16 protein-coding genes are annotated in these 23,986 nt (G+C 53.2%); all 16 read right to left on the bottom strand.

The genetic code is table 11. The annotated features are described in order from the left end of the window. Window positions 1–63 precede the first annotated feature (63 nt). The 16 genes from AC0YOB_RS10530 to AC0YOB_RS10455 all read right to left on the bottom strand — a co-directional run bounded on the left by AC0YOB_RS10530 (window position 64) and on the right by AC0YOB_RS10455 (window position 23,877). Window positions 64–2,913 (bottom strand): AAA family ATPase, encoded by a 2,850-nt coding sequence (locus AC0YOB_RS10530; RefSeq protein ID WP_475792799.1) that lies wholly within the window; start codon window positions 2,911–2,913, stop codon window positions 64–66. Next, a complete protein-coding gene (locus AC0YOB_RS10525) occupies window positions 2,903–3,481 on the bottom strand; it encodes an ABC-three component system middle component 1 (protein ID WP_475792798.1) in 579 nt (192 codons plus the stop codon). Before AC0YOB_RS10525 ends, AC0YOB_RS10530 begins: the two co-directional genes overlap by 11 nt. Window positions 3,482–3,485: 4 nt before the next feature. Further along, entirely contained in the window at window positions 3,486–5,102 is a 1,617-nt protein-coding gene (locus AC0YOB_RS10520) for an ABC-three component system protein (RefSeq protein WP_475792797.1), read from the bottom strand. Window positions 5,103–5,313: 211 nt separating this feature from the next. Beyond that, window positions 5,314–6,018 carry a phytanoyl-CoA dioxygenase family protein gene (locus AC0YOB_RS10515; protein WP_475792796.1) on the bottom strand — a complete coding sequence of 235 codons (705 nt, stop codon included), beginning with the start codon at window positions 6,016–6,018 and terminating at the stop codon, window positions 5,314–5,316. Between the two features lie 139 nt (window positions 6,019–6,157). After that, window positions 6,158–7,066, bottom strand: a complete 909-nt coding sequence (locus AC0YOB_RS10510) for a Gfo/Idh/MocA family protein (protein WP_475792795.1) — start codon at window positions 7,064–7,066, stop codon at window positions 6,158–6,160. A gap of 10 nt (window positions 7,067–7,076) precedes the next feature. Beyond that, entirely contained in the window at window positions 7,077–8,153 is a 1,077-nt protein-coding gene (locus tag AC0YOB_RS10505) for a Gfo/Idh/MocA family protein (RefSeq protein WP_475792794.1), read from the bottom strand. 20 nt (window positions 8,154–8,173) lie between these two features. Beyond that, complete coding sequence (locus AC0YOB_RS10500; protein ID WP_475792793.1) at window positions 8,174–9,178, bottom strand: phytanoyl-CoA dioxygenase family protein; 1,005 nt, start codon at window positions 9,176–9,178, stop codon at window positions 8,174–8,176. A gap of 25 nt (window positions 9,179–9,203) precedes the next feature. Continuing rightward, on the bottom strand, window positions 9,204–11,882 hold the full coding sequence (locus tag AC0YOB_RS10495; RefSeq protein WP_475792792.1) for a carbohydrate-binding protein: 2,679 nt from the start codon (window positions 11,880–11,882) through the stop codon (window positions 9,204–9,206). Then, entirely contained in the window at window positions 11,866–14,220 is a 2,355-nt protein-coding gene (locus AC0YOB_RS10490) for a hypothetical protein (RefSeq protein ID WP_475792791.1), read from the bottom strand. The genes AC0YOB_RS10495 and AC0YOB_RS10490 overlap by 17 nt, the downstream gene beginning before the upstream one ends. 94 nt (window positions 14,221–14,314) lie before the next feature. Further along, window positions 14,315–15,934 carry a type 2 periplasmic-binding domain-containing protein gene (locus AC0YOB_RS10485; protein ID WP_475792790.1) on the bottom strand — a complete coding sequence of 540 codons (1,620 nt, stop codon included), beginning with the start codon at window positions 15,932–15,934 and terminating at the stop codon, window positions 14,315–14,317. A gap of 89 nt (window positions 15,935–16,023) precedes the next feature. After that, window positions 16,024–16,887, bottom strand: a complete 864-nt coding sequence (locus tag AC0YOB_RS10480; RefSeq protein ID WP_210037466.1) for a carbohydrate ABC transporter permease — start codon at window positions 16,885–16,887, stop codon at window positions 16,024–16,026. Window positions 16,888–16,918: 31 nt separating this feature from the next. Further along, window positions 16,919–17,842 carry an ABC transporter permease gene (locus tag AC0YOB_RS10475; RefSeq protein WP_210037465.1) on the bottom strand — a complete coding sequence of 308 codons (924 nt, stop codon included), beginning with the start codon at window positions 17,840–17,842 and terminating at the stop codon, window positions 16,919–16,921. A 201-nt stretch (window positions 17,843–18,043) separates the two neighbouring features. Then, window positions 18,044–20,260: a helix-turn-helix domain-containing protein gene (locus tag AC0YOB_RS10470; protein WP_475792994.1), complete on the bottom strand. Its 2,217-nt coding sequence runs from the start codon at window positions 20,258–20,260 to the stop codon at window positions 18,044–18,046. 115 nt (window positions 20,261–20,375) lie between these two features. After that, on the bottom strand, window positions 20,376–21,278 hold the full coding sequence (locus AC0YOB_RS10465) for an aldo/keto reductase (protein WP_475792789.1): 903 nt from the start codon (window positions 21,276–21,278) through the stop codon (window positions 20,376–20,378). A gap of 35 nt (window positions 21,279–21,313) precedes the next feature. Next, window positions 21,314–23,095, bottom strand: a complete 1,782-nt coding sequence (locus tag AC0YOB_RS10460; RefSeq protein ID WP_475792788.1) for a hypothetical protein — start codon at window positions 23,093–23,095, stop codon at window positions 21,314–21,316. A 95-nt stretch (window positions 23,096–23,190) separates the two neighbouring features. Next, window positions 23,191–23,877 carry a phytanoyl-CoA dioxygenase family protein gene (locus AC0YOB_RS10455; protein ID WP_475792787.1) on the bottom strand — a complete coding sequence of 229 codons (687 nt, stop codon included), beginning with the start codon at window positions 23,875–23,877 and terminating at the stop codon, window positions 23,191–23,193. Window positions 23,878–23,986 lie beyond the last annotated feature (109 nt).

Genomic DNA, 23,986 nt, shown 5'->3' with positions numbered 1-23,986 from the left:
TCTTTTAAAAAATCGAGAGGCCCATGCGCAATTGCGCATGGGCCTCTCATAGATCCGGACCTGTTACTGCTCCGGTTTGGCAAGGAGCAGGATTGTCTTCTTGGGACTTGCTTCAAAGAACCTTTGGCTGACAAGCGGTCCCTTTTCAGAATACGACTCATACTCGATTACACCGACATTTAACATTCGGAACTTCTTTCGCATCAGCTGGTAAAAGGCAGCATCATGTGTGGATATAATGAACTGTTTTTTTGTGTTTGATTGCGGATCGGCAAGCATCCGTATAAGGTCGATTAAGGCAGCGACATTCAGATCATCCATGCTCTGGACGGGATCATCCATCGCTATGAATTCCAGAGGCGACCATTGCTGCCTTAATGCCATTGCCAGGAAGAAGGAAATTGCCGTGGCATTAACCTGGGCTGCGCTAAAAATGTAAGCTGGATTGGCCTGTTTGCGCAATTCCGGTATGTCATCTGTCATGACAGTAAGAAACAGACGATTGTTGTTATATTTTTTATCCGTATCGTAATCCATTTCCGTGAATAAAGGGTGTGAATTGACCCGGACAAAAATCGACCTCATCGTATCGAACATTTGATCCATGACTTTTTCATTCAAATCATTGACTGCTTCCGGCACTTTCTGCATGGCTTCATGTGCTATTTCAATATAGCTGTTCCATTTATTCATTTCTTCGACAGTGTCTGCTATCTCTTGCTGCTTGCCTGTCATCAGACCTTCCAGGGCTTGAAGCCTGCTGACAGAGGTATCGGTACGATAGGCCTCTTGTATTTGCAGAATCTTCGCTTCCCTCTCGTTCAAACGGGATATTCTTTGTTCCTGCTCATGCGCCATGAACTCCATTTGCTCCTGCAAAGCTTCAAAATCCGGCTCCTGGCCTTCCTCCAAATCCAGTCCGGCATCCTTCAGCCTATTCTTGAAAAGCACCTGTTCATCTTGAAGCTTCGTCAATAAAGCTTCACATTCCGTCAACTTTCCAGGCAGTGTTTCCAATTCCATTCCAGGTAAATGGGAGAGCTTTTCTTCAATGGCCGCGTGCAGGGTCTGATATATTTTATCCAATTCCTCCTGAACGGTCGGGTCCCCCGTTTCCAAGCCAAATTCACGCAGACGATTTCTAAATTCTTCATAGGACTGATCCATGATGTCCATTTCTTTCTGGTACAAATCTATTTGCTCCAGCGTTCTCAAATGAAACTGTCTGCTCTTTAACAGCTGTTCATCTTTTTGTTCGAGAAAATGTTCGGCTGCGCCCAAGGATAGTTGGAAATCGTTCTTGGCGATCATAAGAAAAGCTTCCTTGGCCTTAAGTTCATCATGAGCCTTTGACACTTCTTCTTCAGTCGCGGCCAAACCGGGATGAATGTCATTTCTCTTCTTTTCCACATTGGACAGCAAGTGTTCCGCATCGACACTTTGGGTTCCGCATGCAGGACACTCGTGTGTGTCTGGACGAATAGATGCATATTCAAAAACATGTTGCAGTAATTGCCTGTATTGTTCCTCCCGCATTTCGAGCCGGTGAGCGGTGTTTTGACATTGTTGATAATGATCATGCGCATCTTGAACCAATTGGGCTTGCTCGGTTCGCACATGATGTGAATCTTCAACCTGTCTCATGACGTCAAGAAAAGAAGTCCTGAGCTCTGAATCTAAATGATTGACCTCCCTTAGAAATGAAAGCTGCAAGGAAGAGTAGCGTTCGTCTTGTTCTCTGGCATCCTCAAGCGCCTTTCGAAAATGATCCCGCGCCAGCTCTAATTGTTCTGACTCTTTTTTCTCTTTTTCCACCTTCCTTGAAAGCTTCTGCATGAGCATAATTACATGTTGTTTGGTTTCCTCTGAATTCTGGAATCTCTCGAGCTCATTGACAAGTCGAGCCAATCGCTTGAGCGTTCTGTCCATTCCTCGTAATATCTCCAAATTCGCCACTTTCCTGGAGATATTCCTGTAGTCAGGTTCATTTTTCTTCCAGGAAAGCAAAGCCGCTTCCGCCAACTCCAGGTTTCTTTTTTCTTTTTGCCTTATACGCTCCCGTTCAACTTCCGATGAGCCTAGATGGCGGACCAGCTGCTTCATGAATTCCGGGAACCGGGTACTATCATCCAGCTTCCAATCACAGCCATATTCATGGGCATAATGACTCAACATGGCCGATACATTTTTTCTTGTGCCCGAGCCTTCATCCAACCGGATCTCTTCCCTGAGACGCTTGTATTCCTGCTCCATGATCCCAAGCTGTTGGTCTATTGCGGCTTTTCGGCCTTTGGCCTCTGTATGACACTGTTCAAGCCGTTTTTTCGTCTCATGAAACAATTGTCTATAGCGCTGAAACTGATCGGTTCCAAAGAGAGCTGAAACGGAATCATAGCGCTCATTTTCTTTCATCCCCCGCAATATGCCGTTCATTCTTTCCTGGCACAGCAGATGAGTTAAAAATAATGACTTGTTCAAATCCACATGTTTCTGCCAATCCTCGTTGATCAACAGGGAGTGCAGCTGGTTTTCAGCCTGATCATCAGCTATCTGGATACCATTAATAAAGATTTGCAGTTTACTGGACATACTGTCCGTTTTCGAACTGGATTCGGCTGTTCCCGTTCGGGTAATTTGAATATGCCGGTTTTCCCGGTCCCTAAGTTCGATTGTGACGGATGGTTTTGTCTCGCCAGAGAAGTGGTTTCCGATAAATCGATATTGTTTACGTTCTGTATCATCCTCAAATCTGTAAATTCTTCCTGTCAGTCCCCATTCAATAGCATCAAAAAACGAGGTTTTCCCGAAGCCGTTAGGACCATAGAGCACAATTACATCCGCGCTTGGAAAGATGAATGTCCGTTTTTCCTGAACTCCCCTGAATGCTTCCATGGTAAGGGCTTCAATTCTCATGATTCACCCCCTCCGCTTGGCCTCGTGAGAATAAGGTAAGCATGTCTTCCACACTCTTCGCTCCATTTGTAAAAAATAATTCTCCCAGTTGCTTCCTCGCTCCTTCACTTAAGCGATCCTTCAGTTCCTTAAGGAACTGCCCGTCGTTAAACAGCAGCCCATTGCCCGTATTATCCTTGCCGGAAGGCAGCTCAAACCGCAGCGGAAGCTTCTCGCTCAACTTGCTCATATCCGAACGGGTGAGAACGATCTTGCGAAAATAAAACCGGTTATTCTCAATCAGCCTCTTCAGCTCGCTGCTGATCTTATCCTGATTAACGAAAATAATCAGATACATGTCCCAGCGCAAATCGTCCAGCTCAAGCGGCAGCCGGTTTTGAATATTATGCGCCAGCTGATGCGCCGCCCGCTCCCAATGCTGCTCCATCTCCGCCTCGTTCGGGTAGGAGGCAACGGCCATTAATTGCAGGGATGAGAAAAACAAAGCCTTGATATGACGCACTTCCAGATCTTGAAGCCTCGTAAATCCGGGATGCTCTTGCAGAAAGCTGAAAAGTTGTTGTTCCATTCTCTTAGATCACCTTCCTTAACCGCTCGCAGATCTCCGTAAAAGAGGTTTCATTTCTTGCCTGACGGATACATGACGCGCAGCTTATGCTCACTTCTTTGGCAAGGTAATTGAGCTCAAGTCCCTGGAATACGGAAAGATTCTCCGTTCGTCCGAATTGCACCAGGATCTTACTGAAGTCGGCTTTCCTGCCTTTGCAATGCTCGCATATATTTTCCTCGTTTTGAGGAATCATCGATTCCGCATTGACGTTCTCCAGAATGAAGCGATGCGGAAAAATATCGCTTTGGCCCGGATGCATGAGAAACTGGCGGAAAGCCCCGTTGTACAGCTTGGACAAGAACCCGATTATGATCTCCGGCATCGTTTCTTTGTGCACCGAGTAGAGGAGGCGAACCCAGTAGTGATCGTCGATCCGCAAATTAGGGAGTTGAAACAGATCATCAGGAGCGATGAAGTTCCAATTGGGATAGACCACATTAATTAAAGTCAGCAGCTCCCATAATTCCTGCAGACCCGAACCCTCCGTCTTTCTGTTTTGCGTCGAATAGCGGTAATGCGTCATGAATTTCTCAAGCCCGGTCTCATTCATGCCCTTAAGCTTCAGCAGCACCTGATCCATCGAATGGAGAAGCTGATCCTGCGCATCTCTGGAGAATCGCTCAATAAATTGAACTCTCAAGGTTTGACCGCATTGCTCGAACTGCCTGATCAGCTGACGGGAATTGTCCGGCGGGACCGGGGCAGCATGTGCATGGGAATCCGCCCGCACCGCTCCGTCAGTTAAATCGCTTACATAAAACTGGTGCGGATCGATCGTGCTGCTCACATCGAGAATCAAATCTTTCAACAACTCATAATTGGTGGAGTGGATTCCTGCAGACAGATCCAGCACGGTTCCATGATCGCCCGGGAGAGTTCTCATTTCGTTATAGGTGTGCGCTCTTCCCGTATGCGGCACAGCGCTTTCCTTGACCACAAACGGATCCTTGTCTCCATAGCAGTAGTTAAACATCATTTGCTGCCGCAATGGATCCTGATGCTCCGAATAGGTACGGATTATCTCATCCAGAAATCCGCAGTTCGGCTCCAGCTGGACGATTTGATTATGCTTGTGCACGGGTTTAATCAGCTTGTGAAAATCTGCCATGCTCGAACCGTTAAAGGGTGTCGCATAGCTTATGTACCCGCCGATTCGATTTACGTTTTTGTGATTTTCAAACTCGTTCAGGATATACCTCATGCCGACCAGCCCTCCCATGCTGTGACCGGCGATAACAATCTTCTGGTAGGACTTGAATCTGCCTGTGCTCAATTTGGTCTTGAGGTGCTGTGCCAGGTCTCCGACAGCAATCACATTGTTTTTCCGGACCGTAATGTTTCTTCCCATTATGCTGTATGTTCCCGAGATTCCGAATAACCCGCTTATCAAATGCGCCGTTTCATACTTGACAATACCGACATCTGCTTCTTCCAAACCTGGATCAGCAAGAAGCTGATTTCTCCAGTCACACCCCGGCATGACCCAGGTATCCGGAGCACCTAATCCATGGATGAGAAGAACCAATACACGCCCTTGTTTAGTTGCATTTCTGCAGAACAATTCTATATTTAAAGACATCCGGCATGCCTCCATTCTATACCTCTCTATTCTACTTTAACTATCAGATATTTCCAATAGAGGGAGCCAGCTCACAGGCATTAAAAAGCCGCCATTTGATTAAATGGCGACTGTTAATGATTATTATCGGAGCCCATTGTCAATGTCAGGCGCAAAAAGAGGCTGACCCGCGTCCAATGACGCCAGATCAGCCTCCGTTTTTCCACTGTCTTTATTTGCGGTATCCCGACAATAGCTCCCGATCCTCGAGCAGCTTGCCCGTTTGCGCGTAGCGGCAGGTCGCCGACGCCACCTGAAAGGCATAAGCCCGTCTTGGCTTGTCGGTGTGGTTCTGTTTGCTGTGATGCAGGGTTTCCCTATGGAAAAAAACCGCATCTCCAGGCAGCATGGGCTTGCAGGGCATGCCGTTCTCCGGATCTGCCGCTCGCCTGTGCGCGCCTTCCGCATTCAGATTCGGCTGCCGCCCCTTCAGATGGGAGCCAGGCGCAAGCCACAAACCGGCATTTTCCTGTGTAATGGAATCAAGTGCGATGAAGCCGTTAAACATATGGCCCAAAATATGCGTGTATTGGTTGTCCTGATGCCATTCCAGCCCGCTGCCAAGCGGTGCGACCACCGCGTACATGCCCATCCATAACCTGACTTGATCCCCTACAATTCTTTCGAATATGCGGACTATATCGGGTTCGGTCAGAAATTCCGTTGTTCGCGGATATTCGCCCTGCTCCTTTGCAATATTCGTAATGCCTTTACTCTTCCATTGCCCGTCGCCTTTGGCATGGGCGAACTCCGCATTCTCCGCATTGATCGCATCCACAGTTTCCTGCGTGATAAAGCCGGGCGCATAGAAGTAGCCCTCGCGGTAGAACTGCTCGACTATTTCTTCTGTAAGCGTAAAATTCGTTACGTTGGACATCCGATATTCAACTCCCGCTGCTTGGAATATCTTTATTTTACAAAGACCCGACTTCCTTTTCTTTCGATCGCGGCATCGGATAATAGCAATTTTGTTCACTATTCCGATACCCGCAAGTATGAAACTCACGCAGGAACGGCTACAGCTTCACGGGCCGCCCTGTCTCCGCGCTCTCGTTGGACGCTTCGATAAACCGGATCAGCTCCAGCGATTCTTCAATCGGGATGGGCGCGACGCCCGTCTGAAACATCTCCATTACCCGCTCCAGCAGGCTGGCATAATACGGTTTGGGATGTGCGCTCACATCCGCATAGTGAATACAGTTCTCGCGGTGAATCGTCGCACCGAAGCGGTAATTCCCCTTCCTGTTGCCGCGCACCGTCCCGATTCTGCCATCCTGCCATATCCCCACGGCAAGATCATAGTCGGCGTTGGAGCGTGTGTTCACCTCCACACATCCCGGTCCCATCGCGGCATAGAGCATTTCGACGGAATGTATCCCGTACGTGAACAACCCCGGCATAACCTCTTCAAGCGGCGTCGGACCGAAGCAGTCCACCCCGATAATCGGGCCGTCGGCTTCTTTTGCCGTCTCAAGCGCTTCAGTCAGGCCTGCTGCATAACGCAGCGAGGAGCAGCTCATCAGCGGCACATTATGCTGCCTGGCCAACCGGACGATCTCTTTGGCGTCAGCCACTGTCGTGGCAAAAGGTTTGTCGACAAATACCGGCTTGCCATAAGGGGCGATACGCCGGAAAAGCTCCAGATGCGCCCGCCCGTCGACCGACTCCAGCAGAATCCCATCAGACCGCTCGGCAACCGCCTCCGGCGAATCGACGATAGCCACTCCGAATTGATCGCGCAGCTGACTCGTATACCCGTCCACGCGGGAGAAGCTGGAATGCATATCGGCGGAGCCGCCGGGATAACCGGCAATCACCTTGCCGCCCGGGACATGCCAGGGATGATCCTTATGATTGAGCAGCTCCGAAAATACAATGACGTGGGAGGTGTCCAGGCTGATCATGCCAAGCTTGATTTCACTCATAGGAGGCTCCTTATCTTAGATCCAGTTTGGATAACGGATTTTGTCTATGGCATTCTTCGATGACGGCGATCTGCTGCTTGACCTGCCGCGGCGTAATATCCAGCGGCTCTCCTTTCGTAAGGGCCGCATGCAGGTTCCCGTAAAAAGTCCGGCATACGTAGCCTAAAATGTCCTTTTGTCCCTCCGGCAGCTCCCACTGCTCCTCTATCCACGGCAAGGTTTCCGACCCGTATGCCGGAGAGCCGTCCGCATGCTTCAGTGGTGTTCGGATCAGCTGCTGCGCGGGCGCCTGCCCGGGCCTGAAATACTTCCAGTTCAGCTTCGTGCCCGTGCCGCTGATCCCGCCATACTGCGCTTGAATGCGATAGGTTGCGGCGGGATAGGCGTCACAGGAGGTGATTTCCAAATCCAGCAGCGGATGGTCCTTCTTGTGCATAATCAGCTTCACGTAATCCTCGGCATCCCCGAACGTATTAACGCGGTCCATAAAGCAGGTGATCTCCGGCATCGTCTCCGTCCCGAACAGCTGAAGCGCCTGATCGAGCGGGTGCGGACCCGTGTTCAGCAAATTGCCGCCATTATTGGCCTGCAGCGTCTGCCAATCCCACCGCCGCGCAAACCCGTTAAATGAAATACTTACCTGCACGATACGCCCGAGCACGCCGGAGCGGATGACCTCCATAATCTGCTGGAAGGCCGGCGAATAGCGGGATTGCTGGAAAATGGTCAAAAGCCTGCCAGCCTCTTCTGAGGCCGCGATTAAAGCATCCACTTCCTCCCCGGTTCGCGCGAGCGGCTTCTCGCACAATACATGAAAGCCGTTAGCCAGACATTCCAGCGTGATCGGGACATGCAGGTGGCTGGGCGAAGCATTGACGATCAGATCCAGATCCTTGCGCCCGAACAGCTGCTTGTAATCCTCATAAGCCTCACAGCCGAATTCCGTTTCTGCCCGCTTGCGGTAGGATGCCTCGTAATCCGAAACGGCGGCAATCCGGAACAGCTCCGGCAGACCTTTTAATGTTCTGGCGTGTATGTCGTGACCGCTTCTTCCCTGCCCGATAATGCCTACATTTAACGGTTCCATGGAGCGCATCCCACCATCCTTTAGCATTCTGCATTCGTCATTTCATTGGTGAACATCATTTTGAATTCCTGCGGCGTCATTTTTCTGGACGATTGCGGGGAGTAGTGAAACTGGAGAGCCCGTCTGCGTTTGCTGGAGAAGTTGGGCGGCGTTCCATGATGGAGAAGTCCCGCAAAAAAGAGCGCCCCGCCCGGCTTCAGCGTCACGGCAACATCGCGTTCAACAGCAACGTTCGTATCGCACAGCTGCCAATCCCGAATCGCATAATGGGGAACCGGCCCATCCATATGGGAGCGCGGAATAACGTGCATGCAGCCATTATCAAGGCCCGCTTCATCCAGGGCAATCCAGACTCCGCATACCATTTTATTCTGGGACAGATTGCCGTAGGCCATATCCTGATGCCATGGCTTCTCGCCGCCCGCCTCCGAGGAAGGCGGCTTCAGAATCGCCTGATCCTCCAGAAATTGCGCCTTCTCCCCGAATATCCGCTCCAGAATGCTCTGAACATCCTTATGAAAGCAAGCTTCATGGAGAGCAGGCGCATGATCGATAAATTTATGCAGCTTGCGCATCGCCCGGTCCCGGTCATCGGGAGTGAGCAGCTCACTCTCCTTCTTCATAAATTGCAAACGGGGTCCGACAATCCGTCCCTGGATAATATCCGTGATTGCCTCATTGGCTGCCGCGACCTCGGCCCCGGTCAGCAGCTGATCCACAACAAGATATCCCAGCTCCCAGAACTGCTTGATCCGGTAATCGTTCACGTCCTCTGCTGCTGCCGCACGGTCAGACGCGATGTGATCGTACCTGTACATCAAATGTGCCACATCAGCCGGGGCATCCACCTCTTTCTCGTCATAAGTGTATGTTGGATGGCCGCCGTCCTGAGGCCAAACGACAACCCGCTTGCTGATGACCGGCCGCTCCTCGGGGATAGGGAATCTATACCACTGGTTGTTGTCAGCCAATACAACCATCTGCTCCTCTGTAAAGCTGTGAACCATGCCTTTGATCGTCGCCATTACAGTCACCCTTTCGTATAGAAGCTTATGATTCTTCCGGATCAGGCCGCCACATTCCGATATCGTCCAGATAGACGAAATACCGGCTTTTATTCTCGAACGAAACCACCACATCGGTTTCCTCCGGCTTCGTCGTGAACGGAAGCTTCACCATCTTCGCTTCCCAATTCAGGCGGAATACGCTGCGTTCGAGGATTGGACTTTGAGAGCCCTGGACGGCCATCGTTGCACCGCCGCCGAAGAAATTGTTATGGCCCAGCTTGAAGCCGCTCAGCAGTAAACGTCCCGGGCCTTTGATCCTGAAATAGAGATCATGTACACCTGCCCGGATCGGAATAGGCGTGGAAAAGTAGCGCCATACATCGTCATAGTCCATTTCCTGGGAAATAGCGGCTATCCGCTCTCCCTCCAGACTGTCCAGATAAACTTCTACCGTCACCGAATCGAAGATTTTGGTCATCCCGAGAGCAATATGATCATATTTGCCCGGGCTTCCGAAATCCACTGCCACATATTTCAGCCAATCTCCCTCAGCCAGCTGGCCGATATAATGCAAATCGCGATAGACGGCATAACCGCCATCAGGCGTTGTATCAAGCGCGCCGTTCTTATGAATGTCATCAAATTGTTCCGCGCTGCGGTATTCGCCGTCTATCTTGATCCCAGCCCATAATTCGTAGGCTGCGCCAGGCGCGACTCCCGTAATTCTCTGCTCGATCCGGTCGCCCGGTCCCAGCATGGCCCCATATTTGTTGCTGCGTACAATCGAAGGATAACCATCCCGGCTGAAATCCCATGCGCATTCATAAACGATCTTCGGCGTCCCCGCCGCTGCCTCCCATGGCTCCCAGGCGCCAGACTCAAAGCCCCCATTGCCGATTGCGCTCTTGCTGTTAAGCTCCGAATAGACAAGCTCCGCTTCAATGACCCTGTCAAAATCATGTCCTGCCGTCCAATAAGGCTCGCTTGATTCGTAGGCGCCAAGATCCGGCTCCTTGCCGCCGGGAGACGCAACGCCGGCAATTCTCATCCCGGCCGACAGGGCCGGCGAATCTGCCCGCAGACGGAAATCGCCATGGTCGGCATCCTCAAAACCGCCATCCGCCCCGAGAAGATTGTGGGAAACCAGGCAATCCTCGCCCCACTTGACAATCTTGCCGTCCGCGAAAATATTGTTGATCATCTGCGTGCCGTACATATCATCCAGCAGGAATACAGCCGAGTCCGCATCCCCGCTGCGCAGGAACGTATTGTTGTAAATAAGCGTGCGCTGCAAAGGCCGGTTGAGATGAAGCCCATGATGCGGGATATTCCACACCACATTGCGGTAAAGATTCACTCCGCTGGTCCAGGCATCCATGTAGAAGCCAAAGCTCAGATGAGGCGACTTGTTATCGTGCAGCCAATTATGATGAATATCCGTATTGTCAAAATCATGGTTAAACAAATAGATAATGCCGGAGTCCTTCGTCAGACAATTGGCATGGGATATATCGCAATATTCAATTACGGATCGCGAGAAAACCCCGGAAATACAAGTCCGGGCCGATCTTGTGACCGTACAGTGGCTGATCAGATGCTGCGAGCCTGCTGCCCGTATCAGACTGGCATAGGAAGCCTCCAGGTTGCCGTCATGGATGTAGCAGTTGACGACACGGTTCCGCTGTCCTGACAAATTGATGCCGATGCCTTCGAAGTAGCCGATATCGCTTCCCGAGATGATATTGTCGCAGCCTCCCAGCTCGATTCCTTTTGTCCGTCCGTAGATGGATTGGCGGCTGCTGAAGCAGCGGTCAATGGCATGAATCTGCACATTATCGATGCTGCAATAAGATGCATTCTCCGTTGTGATGGACGCGGCGCGAATCTCGAAGCCCTTGATTTGGACATAGGAACACCCGCGCAGGTCAAACGCGTATTCGCGCCGCTTGGCCTCAACCTCGCGGCTTGTGGGGTCCCCGCCATCCGGCAGCCGTACCGTCAGCCGCCCTTTGACCGGGTCGATATGCCAGCCTTCGCTTACGGCAAGCGTCCGTGGTGAGCGGGTGAGGAAATAAATATCCCCCGGAGTCGTCCGGTAATGAGCAGCCGAGCTTATCCAGCCATCGAAATACAATGTGCCCTCGCGGAAATCCGTAACGGCCGCAGTGGAAATAAAATAACCGGCCCCGTTGACGCAGGCCACGACGGCCCCGGTCCAATGACCATCGGCAAAGGCAAGCAAATCCTCGTCATATATCGTGTACGTGGGCACTTCATTGGTGCATGAGTCTACCACCGCGTATTGAGTCCGGTCCAGACGGTCGGTAATTCGCGGCCACATGCCCTCATGGCTGAGCTCGCTGTCAATGAATACAATATTGCCGCTGTCTCCCTGCAGACTCCAATCCATTGCCGCCTCATATACGCCCGCGTTAGCGGTTGTGTCTTCCTGCCGCGCGGTCCAGCCGACAACGGGATCACAGCCGCTGATTACGACCCGTTCTCCCGGCTGCGCCTCATAACGGATAGGTGCGTCTTCGTGCCCCGAAGCTGCAGGAACAACGGTCTCGCGGTAAGTTCCCCCGCGCACGATGCAGCGGTCTCCTGCCGTCATCTCCGCAGCGGCGCGACCGATCGTCCGCCATGGTCGCTGTGGATCCAGCCCGTCGCTGTCATTACTGCCGTTCACCGCAACATAATAAACATTACCGCTTGCCGTCATGTTCTTCCTCCTCATCTATACCTTCCAGATTTGCTCCGCCGCTGCGCTCCAGCCTGAACCGGACGCTCAGCGTCCCCTGCATACCTTCCCGGCAGAAGGTAATCCTTGTCTGCACGGGACCAAGCGGCATATTGCCGCAGAGCATTTCCTTGCGCTGCTCAAGCAAAGCCTGATAGTCGCCGCCCAGCAGCGGCAGCGAATCGATTCTCGCCGTACAGCCTTCCGGTACCGTGATACGCGTTATGCCGCGCTTGCCTCGCAGTATCACCATTCCGTCCCTAACCTCCGCCGGCAGCGGCGTGGACCAATAGAATTCAACCCCTGTCCCGCGGATCAGCTCATAGCTGTCGGTGATCGTCCACTCATCCGGAGCCGGCGAATCCCATGTCCGGACCCAGGAGCGGTAATACTCCTCCCAGCCCGGAGAAACATTCATCTCCGCATGAAAGGAGGCTGCATCGCCATGGCCCTTTGGCTTGATATCGGCCATAATCGGGTTCTGCGGCCGCGAACGCTCCTCCATTCCTACCGGAACCAGCATATTATGGCGTCCGCAATGCTTGAGCACTTCAGCCATGGGATGGCTGTAATCGCAGGTGCCCATCTCCATCGCCACCGTCTCTCCGGCGAACTCCAGTACAAAATGACCTTTGTCCTCATGGGTGTGGCTGGCCCCCGCCTGGTTGCCCACAATGAGCATTTTCACCGGCTCGCCCTCATGCCATCTGACCGAAGAGAACAGCCCCAGATCCGGCAGCGAAACGAAGGGCGCAAGCTCCGGCGCTTCCTGCGGAATGGAGGATTCCAGCAAATAGGACGGCAGCGTGTCCGGAATCCCTCCCGCAAGCTGCAGCGACTTGCGGAATATACGGACCCATTGGCTTTCTGGCATCATTGCAGCCAGATAAGCTACGGATTCCTGATTGATATACATCGCATCGCAGATCAGAATCATGAGCAGCTCATCGCTGGTCGAGGCAAGCGCTTCCGCAAAAGCGGCCGTCCGCTGCAGGGATTCAGGCAGTACCTGCCTGTAATCGATCCCCCGGTGACGCCCGTAATAATACAGGGAAATCGCGCATTGGCGCGCTGTCCAGGTGAAGTACATCGGCCCCTCGAGGAAGCCGCCATCGGGAAGGATGGTATGCTCCATGCTTTCAATCAAGTCGTTCAGGGCAAGCTCCGTATACGGCCTGGTCCGCGGCATGGCCTGCTCCAATACGGCATAGCCAAGCATGCGCCCCGGGGAGAACCAGGCCATTTGATTGCAATGAAAAATATATTCATGCCTCCAGGTGATATAATTGGCGTTCCCATGTCCGTCTTCTGCGATCCTGCGGATGATCACCTCCCTGCCGTAGTCCGTAAACATCTCGCCAGCCATATCGAGTACCGCCGATGTCTCAAGCATGCATAACGACTGGACAAACGAGCGGTGCTCGAAGGAGCTGCCAGGGAAAAAGCAAATAAAGCCGCTATCCCACCTCGTGCACATGGCCAGTGAAATCGCGTACCTTGCGGCCAGGCGAAGCAGCGTCTTGTCCTTCATCAGCAGCGCAGCCGCGGCTGCATTGGGACCATGCGTCAGCAGATGCTTCCCGTAATCCCGGTCCCGGCAGTAACGGGTATCGTTCCAGAAATTGACGAACTCGCCGATCATCCGCTCCGGAACAAGCTGACGCGCATCTTCGGCCAGCTGCAGAAACGGACTGGTTCCGTGTTCCGCCAGCCAATCTGCATGCTTGAGCCGCAGCTGCTCCAATTCCCCGCCGCTCACGACCAGGCCATAGAACGGGTTAAAGGCCGGCTCGAAGCTCTCCGGCTGCAAATAGTTCTCCCACTGATCGTCGAACCGCTTCCACTGCCGGTCATACCGTTCTACCAGCCCGGAATGCTGCAGCCCGATCCAGTTGAACCATCCGACGCCCTGTCCCTCGCTCTGCGGCCAGAGTTCCAAGGTAATGGACCGCACCAGCGATGCGCCTTCAAGAGGAACATAACATTCCCGCTTCAGCATCCCGAAGGGTTCCGATTCATACGTCAGCATTCCTTTATCCGTGTCCGCCTTCATCCTCAGCAGCGCGCCTTCCGGAGCAACCAGCGATATCATCAAATGATCGTAGTCTTCGCAATCAACCTGGAAATCGCGGGTCATCCTCACCGCTGGCCCCTGCTGAGGTTTGGCTGTCCATTCGACCTGCGCCAGCGCCCACCGCTGATGGACCTTCAGCCCGTGCTCCTTGCCTGGCTCGATCCGCCACTTCGCAAGACCGCTGAGCTTCGGATCGGTGAACAGCTCGAATATCGACTCTGCCATATTGATCGGCGTATTCCTCATCTTCCTTACCTCCATTCAAGCCGCATATGGACATGAAGCAAGACTGCCCTGCAGCCGACAGGACGTCGCTTGCAGGACAGCCGTGTCAGCTTGCCTATTTCTTCGTGCTTGCGTAGACCTCGTTTGCTTCTGCTGTCGCTTGCTCCAAGCCGGCTTTGTTCATTTCCGAAATGAACGTATCGAAGCCTTTATCCGTGTCCGCCTCGCCGAGAATAAATTTCAACTCATATTCCTTCGCCATCTTTTGAAGCGCATCCTTGTTGGCATCCCAGGAAGGCAGCGTCTTCATCTGCATGGCATCCGTGATCGGCGTAATGCCTTTATCGTTAACCTGCGTACGGAAGGCTACCTTCTCGGCCGGATAATCGATTTTCAGCATAAGCGGATTATTTCCCTTGATCGGGCTGAAGAAGTTGATGCCAAGCGCCGATGTCGCCTGAATAGGATCCGTAAATTCCGGCCTTGGCACTACGCCGCCGCCTTCGGCGATGTCGTAATTGACGCCTTCTTCACCGTATGAGGTCATGAGATAGGCTTCTTCATCCGTTGCCAGCGTCTCCACCATTTTCAGAATGGCTTCCACCTTCTTGGGATCCTTGGCGGCATCCGCTCCGATTGCGAATGGAACCTGCTTGAAGCCCTGCGCGATCCCCATCATTTTGCCGGCTTCGCCTACGACCGGCTTGCCGACAATCATGTCCATACCGGCCTTTGCCGCATCCTGTCCGACTTGGCCGGAGCTGTGATAATGGTACCAGAGGGCCTGATCCATCATGCCTGCCTTGCCGCCGACGAATTTGGCGCGGTACGTATTCCAGTCATCAGTAACAAATTCCGGATCGATCAAGCCCGCTTTATACCATTTGTTCAGCAGCTTGAACGCCGCACGCGCCTGCTCGGTCACAAGACCGTACTGCACGCTGCCGTCAGCCTGGAGCACCCAGCCGGAGGGCGTGATGCCAAACGATGCGAATACGGTATTGAAGATCTGGTTGCTTCCCAAGGTATCCTTTCCCCGGGCTGTCAGACCGTACGTATCCTTCTTGCCATTGCCGTCGGGATCGTCGTTGCGGAATTTGGTGAGCACGTCCTCCAGCTCTGCGATGGTTTTCGGCGGCTCGCTGTACCCGATCTTGGTCAGCCAGGCCTTGTTAAAGGCTGGAACGAACGGCGAATCGCCTTCGGCATAGATTTTGGGGATACCGTAATTCTTGCCGTCCACGACCGGAACGTCCCAGTCTGTCGGATCCGCGTCGTCAATCATTTGAGAATATTCAGGCGCGAATTCGCGAATCTTCTCGACCGGAATTTCGCCGACGATGCCCTGTTTCACCCAGCCTTTGAAATTATCCATTCTGGAGTCCAGGTTGCCGAAGAAATCCGGCTTCGTATTGGCGGCAAGCTTGATATTGAGCTGCTGCTCCCAGTTCGAGCGGTCAATCCCGATCGGATCGATTTTCATGTTGAACCGCTCCTCCACATACTTCTGGGCCATCGTATCCTTGCCCGGAATGTATGAGGCGATCCATGAGATCTCAATGGGCTTTTCCGCCTCCGCCTCCGCCTCCGACTCCGCCGCAGCGGGTGCGGGCGCGTCAGTTCCGGGCTCCGCAGCTGCAGCCGGACTGTTGTTATTCTCTTTACTGCTGCAGCCCGCCAGCACGATCATAAGCAGCAATGCAGAAGCAATGGCCTTGAAAGCTTTACCCTTCATATTGATAATCCTCCCTTTTATTGAACTGCATTTTATATCAAGGAGCGCTGGTCCGCCCGCTTAATAACGCCGCTGTCCATTCCAATTCTTCATCCTTTGACCGATCCGATCAAAATGCCTTTGGTAAAGTACTTTTGCAGGAAAGGGTATACCAGCAAAATAGGCAATGTCGTAAATACGAGCACGGCGGCCTTGAGCGACTCCGCCGGAGGCGCGCTTAGGCTCATCAGGGCCGATGTCAGCATGCTCTCATCCTGGCTGATGATCAGCCGCCTCAGGTAGATCTGCAGCACAATCTGGCTCTGATCCTGCAAATAAAGCAAAGCGTCGAACCAGGCGTTCCAATGGTACACCGCGCAGAACAGGGTCATCGTGGCGATTATCGGAAGCGACACCGGCAGCACAATCCCGATAAATATGCGGATATCATTGGCGCCGTCGATCCTGGCCGACTCCTCGATCTCTTCCGATAATTCCATAAAGAAATTGCGGATAATGATCAGCCAGAATGTATTGATCAGGCAGGGGAGGATAAGCGCCCAGCGGGATTCGATCAGACCCAGGTTCTGAACGAGCAGATAGGAAGGCAGCAGACCTCCGCTGAAGAACATCGTCACCACAATGAACATCGTATAAAATTTACGGTGCGGCAGACCTCTTTTGGACAAGGCATAGGCGGCGGCAGACATAACGGACACCATCAGTATCGTGCCGACAACCGTCCGGAAGACGGAGTTGCCAAGCGCCGTCCAGATTTCTTCGGTTTTGAACAGCTCGCTGTAGGCCGAGACGGCAAAGTTTTTCGGAATGAGGCTGACTCCGAGCCTTGGCGCGTCGGCGCTCAGCGACAGGGTGAGCTGGTACAGGAACGGGTACAGCATCGTTATACAAAGGAGCGATAGTCCGAGCACCAGGAAGGTCTGGAATATTTTCTCGGGAACCGTCATTTTCATGCTCTCCGCGCCTCCTCTTTGCAGGTTGGCTTCATACCAGCCCCTCCTGTCCGGAACGCTTCACGATATAATTCGTGGTCAATACAAGCGCGAATGCGATGACGTTCTTGAACAGGCCGACTGCGGTAGCGAAGCTGAACTGCATCTGCTCCAGACCGATCCGGTAAACATACGTATCCAGAATATCCGCTACGCTGTATGTGGCCGGGGTATACATGTTGAGCACCTGATCGAAGCCGGCGTCAAGGACCTGGCCGATCCGCAGAATGAACATAATCGAGATGACGGGCACAAGCGAAGGCAGCGTAATATAGAGCATCTGCTTGAATCTGCCGGCGCCATCCACGACGGCCGCTTCATACATCTGCGGATTGATGCCGGCCAGCGCCGCCAGGTAGATAATGGCGCCCCAGCCGATTTCCTTCCAGATGGCCGACATAACCAGCGTGAACCGGAAGTATTCCGCTTTGCCGACAAAATAAATGGGCTCGACGCCGAACCAGCCGATAATCATGTTCACAATGCCGCTGGAAGGAGACAGGACCGTGAACATAAACCCGGCCACGACAACCCATGAGAGAAAATGAGGCAGATATGAAAGCGTTTGCGAAACCCTTTTAAAAATTTCCCCGCGCACCTCGTTCAGCAGCAATGCCAGTACAATGGGAGCCGGAAATCCGAAGATCAGATGATAAAAGCTGAGTATGATCGTATTGCGGATAATCTGGTAGAAATCCTGTGAGCCTTCGACCATCTCCCGAAAATACTTGAGACCGACCCAGGGGCTGCCCATAATCCCCTTGTTGATAATAAAGTCCTTGAAGGCGAGCTGAATGCCGTAAAGCGGGCCGTAAGCAAAGATCACATACCAGATCAGGGCCGGGGCCAGGAGCAGGAACATATATTTATAGCGTTTATATGACTTCCAGGTTCTCCGCCAATACGTCAGCTGCATGGATGCACCATCCTTTCCCGTCTGATGTGTGTTTGTCGCTTGAGACTAATGCTGCTTCAGAATGGCGCCAAAGTCTATTTCAATTCCCTCCAAATCATTGCACTTTTATCTTATTGGCTCTCTAATTGGAAATTATTATAATCAAACAGCCGCATCCCGGGGCCACTACGGATGTGAGCCCGGGATGCGGCAGGCATTGGATCATTCCGCCACGCTCTCCCGCAGCTTTCCGGAGCCGCGGTATTGAAGCGGGGTAATGCCGAACCTGGCCTTGAACCTCGTGCAGAAATATTGGGAATTGCGGAAGCCGACGGATGCGGCAATATCCGCCACGGTCAGATGCCGTTCCGCAACAAGGAGGGAGGCCGCCTGCTCCAGACGAATCCGGTTCAAATATTCGGTAAAGGATTCACCCGAAATGGATCCGAACAGGGTCGACACATAATTGGCCGAGAGGTTCACCCTCCCTGCCACTTCATCAAGCGACAGATCCTCCGCCATATGCTGAGCGATAAAGGATTTCAAGTAAACGATTTTCTCATGATGGGCGTCATTACGGCTTTCACTGATATGCTTCGCGATGCTTGCCGCTTGCTGCTTGAGCACCGCCATCGTTTCGTCCAGCGTGCGCTTCCTGATCTTCTCGTTAATGCCGAACACCGGGAACAAGTCCTGCAGCTTTTGTTCAATGACGATCTGCGAGATGACCGTCGTGATCCGCAGATGGATCAGCTCCACCATCTCGACGCTGAGAGGCTCCGACTTCAGGGTGAATGTCATCTCGTCGATCCAGCGCTCCACTTCGCCGACCTTTCCCGCCTGCACCCTGTTTTGCAGCATATCGTATTCGACCTGAGGGAGCAGCAGCAGCTCCCGGCATGCCGAAATCTCCTCATACCGGATGACCGCGTTCCTGCCCCGGATGTAGGAATATTTGTAAGCTTCCACCGCTTCCAGATAAGAATGGTGGATCGCTTCGACAGAATGGACTACGCTTCCGATGCCGGCGCCGTAAGGGATGGACCCGAGGGAGGATCGCATCGCTTCAAGCGTGTCCGCCACGGCGCGAGAAGTCGGGGTGTCATCGTACATGAATACAAGAAGGGCCATCTCCGTCGCGCTCAGGCTGACGAGCTCTGCGGACAATCCCGGTTGATCCGCGATAATCCGGGCCAGAATCCCGCAGTCCTCCGGCTCCGTTGTCATATAAGCCACGGCATATCTGCACTCCAGGGGCATGGCCGGGAACTCCCCGAAGCCCGCTGCCGTTTGCTGCCCGGTAATAAGACCTGTAATCTGTTTCGTTCTTACCTGATCCTTCATCTGGAGCATGCTCAAATCGATAAACATCAGCATATGGTCGATAGCTGCATACTCATGTCCGGCAGCTGCGGGCGGCGGTCCCGTGTAGAGATTGCGGATGGAATAGAGCAGCTTCTTGAGCGGCATATAAAAATGCCGCGACATGAGAAAGGAAATGATGAAGCCGCCGAGCAGCGCCATGAGGCAGGCTGTCCATACCTGGCGTTTCATCTTGCTTGCGGACAACTGGAACGATTCATCCGGTCTCACAATGACATAGTTCCAGCGGTTCATGGCATCGTTCCGGTGAAGGACGGAGATCACACTGCTGCCATGGCGGGTGAAGGTGCCGGCGGCTGATTGGCTGTTCGCAGAACCCGCCATCGCACGCTGCACCACGGCAATCTCCTCCGGAGCGGCATTTTCTCCTCCGATGATCATCTGCCCGTTCTCGTCGTACATATAGACATGGGACTCGGGATAATTCAGCGCATCGCGCACCATCGTGCTTAAGTGATCCAGGCTGATATCCAGATACAGAAATCCCGCGGCCTTGGCGGGCGGCGATTGATAAGGCAGCGGAAACACATAGGTCATCACCTGATGACCCGGGGAATCCGGCTTCTCGCGTTTGAACCACTGATTGGGAACGATGTCGTCAAGCTGCCGGATAAAGGCCGCGTCCAGAGAGTTGTCGGGGGTCTGATAGTAGCGGTTGTTGTCCATAGCATATTCGCCCTCGCGCATATATACCGTAACCCCGTCAAGCCCCGGCGTCATGTCCTGGATTAAGCCCAGATCCGTAATAAAGCGGACGATTCGCGAGACATTGCCCTCAGCCCGGTGCTCGAGCAGGTACTTGATCTCCTCGTTGCTGTCCTTATTGAAGGTCATCAGCACCTTGTTGAAGAAAGCGTCTTCATAAAACCGGAAGAAATTATTTTCCACCAGCTCCTTCACATTCAACAACTCATACCCGGCGTCCTTGGATACCTCGCTCGTTACAATTTCGCCCGCATTGGTCAATAAATACCCGCCCGTAATGCCGATCAGCACAACGGCAAGAAGCGTGTAGGAAAGGACCAGCCGGAAGTAATAGCTGCTTCTCCATTTCATGATCACCGAAGAACTCACCTACCCTTCGTCAATAGAAACGGCTTTCGCCATCCTCTGGCGGCACAACAAGTTTCTTCCCTCCGGACTTATAGACAAGCTCCCTTAGCCTTAGAACTTATATCATTGCTTCACCCTTGAATAAGGATAAAACCTGCTCCAGCAGCTCAGGCGCAAGCCCCTTGCCGTCGCAATACGACGCGTTCTTCGCCAGTTCCAAGACGCTTGTGGTTCCTGTCAAGGTCACCGCGATATCGGGACAGCCGAGACTGAAGCGCATCGCCGGCTCGATCAGCCCGCCCGTTCCCGGCTGACGCAGGAAAGCGAGCTCCGCCTTGCGGCGCTCTCCTTCCAGAAGCTTGGCTTGATAATTAGCCATGAACGGCGCCGGGCTGTCCGCAAGAACCCCCATGGCCAAGGGACTGCCGTGAATAACGCCAACTCCATGGCCGCGTGTGTGGGGGAACAGGATATCGGAAGCCGTATGATCGATGAGCGTATATTTGCCAAAGGTCTGCACCGTATCAACAAGCCCTTCCTGCACGAAGGGCAGCAGCATCGCAACCTGCCCGGCGTTCACGCCAACCGCGCGGACCTTGCCCTGTTCCTGAAGCTTGCGGAAGGCGGGAAGCGTATCGCTCATGGCTGTTTCCTCCCCGCATGTTTCCAGCTCATGCAGCTGGATCAGGTCAATAAAGTCCGTCTGCAGCCGGTCAAGGCTCTCCTCCACGGAACGGATCGTATTCCCGTAGGAATAGGAATCTCCGCGCATCACCGCCTTGGTCGCCAGAATGACGCGGTCGCGGCGGCCGCGAAGCGCAAGACCCAGCCTGCGCTCGCTCTCCCCGCGCCCGTACAAGGGGGCCGTATCGAAGAAATTAATGCCAAGATCGAGGGCGGCATGAACCACCTTCTCAACCTCCCGGTCATTCGTTTCACCGAAATCCCCGCCAAGCGGCGCGCCCCCGAGCCCCAGCCTGGAAACCCTCCATCCCGTTCTGCCGAGCTGTGTATACTCCATTCTTGTGTTCCCCCTTTGCCGCCCTAGTCAGGCATTCATAAATATTCCGCAAAGCGTGTTGTCCATGAGCATTCGTCTCCGGCTTTAAGCGGTCCTGATACGACCAGCGACAGATTCGCGGATACGCCGGACACGGACAGCAAGGAGCGTGACAGTGACAGATTATTGGTGTTCGAATAGACCGCTTCAGGTGTACGGATGATATTGTCGCAGGCATCGCATGAAATTTCATACTTTGCATCCCCATAGGCCAGCTTCCAGCCATGTCCGGTCCGGGCTTCGAGTCTCGTGCCGCTGCGGCCATCCGTAAGCAGCAGCGGCAGAATATGCTCACAGCTGACAAAATTCTTGTTCACTTTCAATTGATACGTCCATTCGATCCCCGAGCCAATCAGCGAAATCGTCTTGCGGCAAACAAGATGTTCGTTTTGCGCTGTCATCGCAATACCGTTATCCAGCCACTGCACCTCCGGATTCGATGTCATATCGGGGAAACAGAGATTACCCGCAGCGTCGCGCAGCAGGAACCCTTCCCAGGCTCCCAAATCATACCCTTGCTGATAAAGTCCGGCCGCCAAACCGTTCACATTCAGCTTCGGTTCGGCAAGAGGCGGCTTGCTCCCGTTTATGCGGTAGTGAAAACCGCAGAGAGCCGGGCTGTACTTGCCCAGATGCATGCGCAGGCTGACGGCGAAGAAATCATCGTGGCTGCGGATGAATGCATATCCGCTCCGCAAATCCATGTATTGATTGTTTGCGGGCAGGGGGCTGCGCTCATTGGCCCGCTCCATCTGCAGGTCCCGGCTGATGATCCGTTCTGCAACCGAGATGCCTGTCATGCCCAGGATGCCGTAACAATTCACCAGCGTGTACCATTCGTAGCCTGTACGAAGCTCATGAGGCAGATAGTTGGGAGTAATGCTGTATGTGCCGTCAGCTTTCTTATAGGGGAGCCAGGACTGAAAGGCCCGCGTAAACAACCCCTCGTCGCCCATCCCCGCGTAAGCCTGATAGGTTACGAACGAGCCCCAGGTAAACATTTGATGGCGGCTGCGCTCCATCATTGCATAAGTACCATCAAAAGAGGTAGCGTGATTGAGCCACTGCTGCCCTTTCTCAATCAGGATTTCCAGCCGCGTCCGAATCTTCTGATGCGCAGGCGGCCATTCCTCAATGGCCGCCAGAACACCGGTCAGAATAAACATAATAAAGGCGGAATAGGAAATCGGCATCCCGTCATGCTCGCGGAACGTCTCCTGATCGTGATAATCGAAGGAATCGTTCAGAAACCCTTCATGCTCCCGCTCTTCGATCAGCGCCATTAATTGCCCGATGAACGCTTCATTGGCAGGGCGATACCCCAGCTTCTCCAGGAACAGCTCGTTGCCCAGCTGCAGGGCAGCGCAGTTGAGATTAATCGTGCCGCAATCCTGCGGCTCGCCATGCAGAAAATCCTCCGCAAATTCCCCCTTGTGACGAATGCGGACCTCTTCAGGCAGCATAAGGAGCGCCATCATGCCAAAATGGTAGATAAACAGGCGGGTGAACGGGGCCGCGTTAAGATCCTTCAGGCGCAGAGTCGAGCGCCGGATTAAACGAAGCGCCGTATTTGTAATTTCCTTATCGCCGCTGAAGCTTGCTCCGCCTGCGAATATAACCGCCGCCGTGCCTGCCGTATAGTTCTCGCTGTATATCGTATCCCAGCGGTCCTCGATAGCACCCGTTTCCCCATCGATCCAGCCGGAGATCGTCTTCATGTAGTCGAGCAGTACGGTTTGCATCTGGTGATGCGTGCTTTGCCGTTCCGTTGTGAACATGGACTATTGGCTCCTTCGTAACCATTTTCAAGCAAATATTTCTCCTTACACGTCAGGTGCTATTCATCGGCAATACATTCATACCCTCTGCAGGATCAGATGGGAAAGGCTGCTTTGGCCCACTCGTAGGACGGATCTTCCTGCGTTCCGTCTTTATACGTCGAAATCAAGGCCACCCGGTCTTTGCCGGACTGATTCGGGTAGGAGGCGTGGAAGAGCAGATCATGGAACACAATAGCGGTTCCCCGCGAGGCAGGCAAATCCACAATTTGCGACTGGTCAATATCCTCTACCTTCAATCGGCTGGAGAAGCCGTTGCCGTCATTGTCTCCTTCGCCATGATGAAGCGCCCCTTTCAGATGGGAGCCCGGCAAAATCTTCAGGCAGCCGTTCTCGCGTGCCGCATCATCCAGTGCGATCCAGACGGAATACTTGTGGCTGCCTTCCCAGTAAGGATAATCCTGATGCCATGGTGATCCGAAATCGACCTTTGAATCCTTGAATACCACTTTATCGCTGAGGAAGATGACCTGCTCCCCGATAATTTTCTTGAGGACCGCGGCCAATTCAGGCTTTGCCGCCGCTTGCCTGAATAAGGCGCTGGCCGCCGACATGCCTACGTATACGCCATGCTTAACCGCCTCCGCTCCTTTCTCCTTCTTGACTTCCTCCAGCACTCGGGCCGCTTCCAGCTTAAGCTTCCGCACTTCCTCTGTCGAAAACAGGTCCTCAATCACGACATAACCCTTCTCCGCGAATTGTTGTTCCATATTGCCGCTCATCGGTTCATTCCACCTTATTTATCATGTTAAATGAGATGTTAGCACAAATAAGCTGTGATATATTTGGTAGAGATCGATGATAAGTTATCCTTTTCCGACATTGGAGGCG

It is taken from the genome of Paenibacillus sp. JT31N17 (assembly GCF_056269255.1).
The sequence above is the reverse complement of the archived record's forward strand: the minus strand, read 5'-3'. Positions and strand labels throughout refer to the sequence as shown.

Excerpts from the sequence above, each read along its gene's own strand:
- AC0YOB_RS10530 (WP_475792799.1), bottom strand. The coding sequence starts at position 2,913 with ATGAGAATTGAAGCCCTTACCATGGAAGCATTCAGGGGAGTTCAGGAA.
- AC0YOB_RS10525 (WP_475792798.1), bottom strand. The coding sequence starts at position 3,481 with ATGGAACAACAACTTTTCAGCTTTCTGCAAGAGCATCCCGGATTTACG.
- AC0YOB_RS10520 (WP_475792797.1), bottom strand. The coding sequence starts at position 5,102 with ATGTCTTTAAATATAGAATTGTTCTGCAGAAATGCAACTAAACAAGGG.
- AC0YOB_RS10515 (WP_475792796.1), bottom strand. The coding sequence starts at position 6,018 with ATGTCCAACGTAACGAATTTTACGCTTACAGAAGAAATAGTCGAGCAG.
- AC0YOB_RS10510 (WP_475792795.1), bottom strand. The coding sequence starts at position 7,066 with ATGAGTGAAATCAAGCTTGGCATGATCAGCCTGGACACCTCCCACGTC.
- AC0YOB_RS10505 (WP_475792794.1), bottom strand. The coding sequence starts at position 8,153 with ATGGAACCGTTAAATGTAGGCATTATCGGGCAGGGAAGAAGCGGTCAC.
- AC0YOB_RS10500 (WP_475792793.1), bottom strand. The coding sequence starts at position 9,178 with ATGGCGACGATCAAAGGCATGGTTCACAGCTTTACAGAGGAGCAGATG.
- AC0YOB_RS10495 (WP_475792792.1), bottom strand. The coding sequence starts at position 11,882 with ATGACGGCAAGCGGTAATGTTTATTATGTTGCGGTGAACGGCAGTAAT.
- AC0YOB_RS10490 (WP_475792791.1), bottom strand. The coding sequence starts at position 14,220 with ATGAGGAATACGCCGATCAATATGGCAGAGTCGATATTCGAGCTGTTC.
- AC0YOB_RS10485 (WP_475792790.1), bottom strand. The coding sequence starts at position 15,934 with ATGAAGGGTAAAGCTTTCAAGGCCATTGCTTCTGCATTGCTGCTTATG.
- AC0YOB_RS10480 (WP_210037466.1), bottom strand. The coding sequence starts at position 16,887 with ATGAAAATGACGGTTCCCGAGAAAATATTCCAGACCTTCCTGGTGCTC.
- AC0YOB_RS10475 (WP_210037465.1), bottom strand. The coding sequence starts at position 17,842 with ATGCAGCTGACGTATTGGCGGAGAACCTGGAAGTCATATAAACGCTAT.
- AC0YOB_RS10470 (WP_475792994.1), bottom strand. The coding sequence starts at position 20,260 with ATGAAATGGAGAAGCAGCTATTACTTCCGGCTGGTCCTTTCCTACACG.
- AC0YOB_RS10465 (WP_475792789.1), bottom strand. The coding sequence starts at position 21,278 with ATGGAGTATACACAGCTCGGCAGAACGGGATGGAGGGTTTCCAGGCTG.
- AC0YOB_RS10460 (WP_475792788.1), bottom strand. The coding sequence starts at position 23,095 with ATGTTCACAACGGAACGGCAAAGCACGCATCACCAGATGCAAACCGTA.
- AC0YOB_RS10455 (WP_475792787.1), bottom strand. The coding sequence starts at position 23,877 with ATGAGCGGCAATATGGAACAACAATTCGCGGAGAAGGGTTATGTCGTG.